General features: G+C 60.1%; 3 protein-coding genes and 1 pseudogene. 2 read left to right on the top strand and 2 right to left on the bottom strand.

The annotated features are described in order from the left end of the window. Both ACXRVY_RS26055 and mobA read right to left on the bottom strand, forming a co-directional pair. Nucleotides 1-76: pseudogene (locus ACXRVY_RS26055) on the bottom strand (YgdI/YgdR family lipoprotein); the annotation flags it as partial. A gap of 78 nt (nt 77-154) precedes the next feature. Further along, nucleotides 155-757, bottom strand: coding sequence for a molybdenum cofactor guanylyltransferase MobA (mobA, locus tag ACXRVY_RS26050; protein ID WP_457266290.1), 603 nt, complete (start codon nt 755-757; stop codon nt 155-157). Between the two features lie 81 nt (nt 758-838). Between mobA and moaB the strand changes: the two genes are divergently transcribed. Further along, nucleotides 839-1,378: a molybdenum cofactor biosynthesis protein B gene (gene moaB / locus ACXRVY_RS26045; protein WP_457266291.1), complete on the top strand. Its 540-nt coding sequence runs from the start codon at nt 839-841 to the stop codon at nt 1,376-1,378. Beyond that, a partial coding sequence (locus ACXRVY_RS26040) for a molybdopterin molybdotransferase MoeA (RefSeq protein WP_458238627.1) occupies nt 1,362-2,047 on the top strand: 686 nt, incomplete at its 3' end. The genes moaB and ACXRVY_RS26040, both read left to right, overlap by 17 nt.

Below are 2,047 nucleotides of genomic sequence, written 5' to 3'. Positions count from 1 at the left end.
CCGTAGGCGACGCGCAACCGGCGAGGGTGGCGAGGCCGAGTGCAAGCATGAAAGTGGCGAGGGTCCGTTGAGTCATGAGTGTGTTTCTCCGAATAAGAAATCTTTGGTTACTGAATTTGAGACGTGCACCGTTCGCGCAAGTTCCTGATTAATCTCAGTCTGACACAGTGTTATGACCGCTTAACAGTTCCGGCGTGTTGAGGTTGGCCAGCCGAGGGTCCTTGTCGGGACATTGCAGTGCGGTCGCACCGAGCTTGCGCATCAACCGGCCAGGGCTGCGCTCACCTTCGTTCCAGGCGTTTTCAAATGCTGCCCTGTGTAGCACAGGAATCACACACAACAACGGTTCCCAGTGGTCGTCATGCCGCACCATCAGCGGCTTGTCCGGATGCAGGTTGGCGGCCTCGCGCATACTGCCGATCAGCGCCGCATCAATGCCGGGAACGTCACAGGGCAAGACCAACAGATGGGTATGGCGAGCCGCTTTCAGGCCTGCGCGAATACCGGCCAATGGCCCGGGGAAGTCACCTTCATCATCGTGGACCAACTGGTCGGCGTAGGGCTCGTACTTCTCAAGGTTGCGATTGCAGGAGATGATCAGGTCATCGGTCAGTGGACGGGTCTTGCGGTGCAAGTGTGCAATCAGCGGTTCGCCGTGCCAGTCCAGCAATCCTTTATCCCGACCGCCCATACGTTGGCCGCGCCCGCCCGCCAGGAGCAGAATGGAGCAGGGTGGCAATTGTGAATTCGAGGTCATGGCAGGTCTCCATGGGAGCGGCGAAAAAACGGAGCGCTGTGATATAACACCGGGCTGTTTCTCCTACAACTGGACGAGCCGATGAAAGCCAAGGCTGATGTACCTTTCGCACCGCTGAATATTGCAGTGCTGACTGTCAGCGATACCCGCACACTGGAAACCGACACCTCAGGTCAGGTCTTTGTCGACCGCCTGACCGCTGCGGGTCATAACCTGGCAGCCCGGGTGATGCTCAAAGATGACCTCTACAAAATTCGCGCGCAAGTCGCCAACTGGATTGCCGATGATGTCGTGCAGGTTGTGCTGATCACCGGCGGAACCGGTTTTACCGGGCGTGATAGCACGCCGGAAGCCGTCAGTTGCCTGCTGGACAAACAGGTTGATGGATTTGGTGAGCTGTTTCGCCAGATCTCGGTTGCCGATATCGGCACCTCGACCGTTCAGTCCCGGACGCTGGCCGGTCTGGCCAATGGCACGCTGGTTTGCTGCTTGCCGGGCTCGACCAATGCCGTGCGCACCGGTTGGGACGGCATACTGGCCGAGCAGCTGGATTCGCGGCATCGCCCGTGCAATTTCGTGCCTCACTTGAAACAGGCAGCGCCTTGTGAATCCCGTGGGTAAGCCTGGCAAGACTGGCAGCCTGATGCCCGTCGAGCAGGCGTTGGCGCGCTTGCTGGAAATGGCCGAGGCCTCAAGGATTGTCGAGCGCGAACGCTTGCCGTTGGCGCAGGTACAGGGGCGTGTACTGGCTGAAGACCTGGTGTCGACCCTTGACCTGCCACCCTGGCCCAACAGTGCCATGGATGGTTATGCCTTGCGCATGGCCGACTGGACGGGAGAGCCGTTGGTGGTCAGTCAGAAGGTGTTTGCCGGCCAGGCCCCCGATCCGTTGCAGCCAGGAACCTGTGCGCGCATTTTCACCGGGGCGCCTGTTCCCGCCGGTGCCGATTGCGTCGAGATGCAGGAAAATGCCGAGGTTCAGGCGGATGAGCGAGTACGTTTCACCGAAGCCTTGACCCGAGGCCAGAACATCCGTCCCCAAGGCCAGGAGACGACCGTCGGCGAGTTGATTCTGCCGGCAGGTACGCGGTTGGGGCCGATCGAGCAAGGATTGGCTGCCTCGTTGGGGTGCGCTGAGCTGGAGGTGGTTCGCAAGGTGCGTGTAGCGGTGCTGTCCACCGGCGACGAATTGATTGAGCCTGGGCAGACGCTGGGGCCGGGACAGATCTACAACAGCAACCGGGTGTTGTTGTGCAGCTGGTTGCAGCGTTTGGGATCAGCGTTTGGGAT

The sequence above is a fragment of the Pseudomonas sp. P5_A2_2 genome (genome assembly GCF_054177685.1).
Note: the sequence above shows the minus strand (reverse complement) of the source record. Positions and strands in the feature narration are given on the sequence as shown.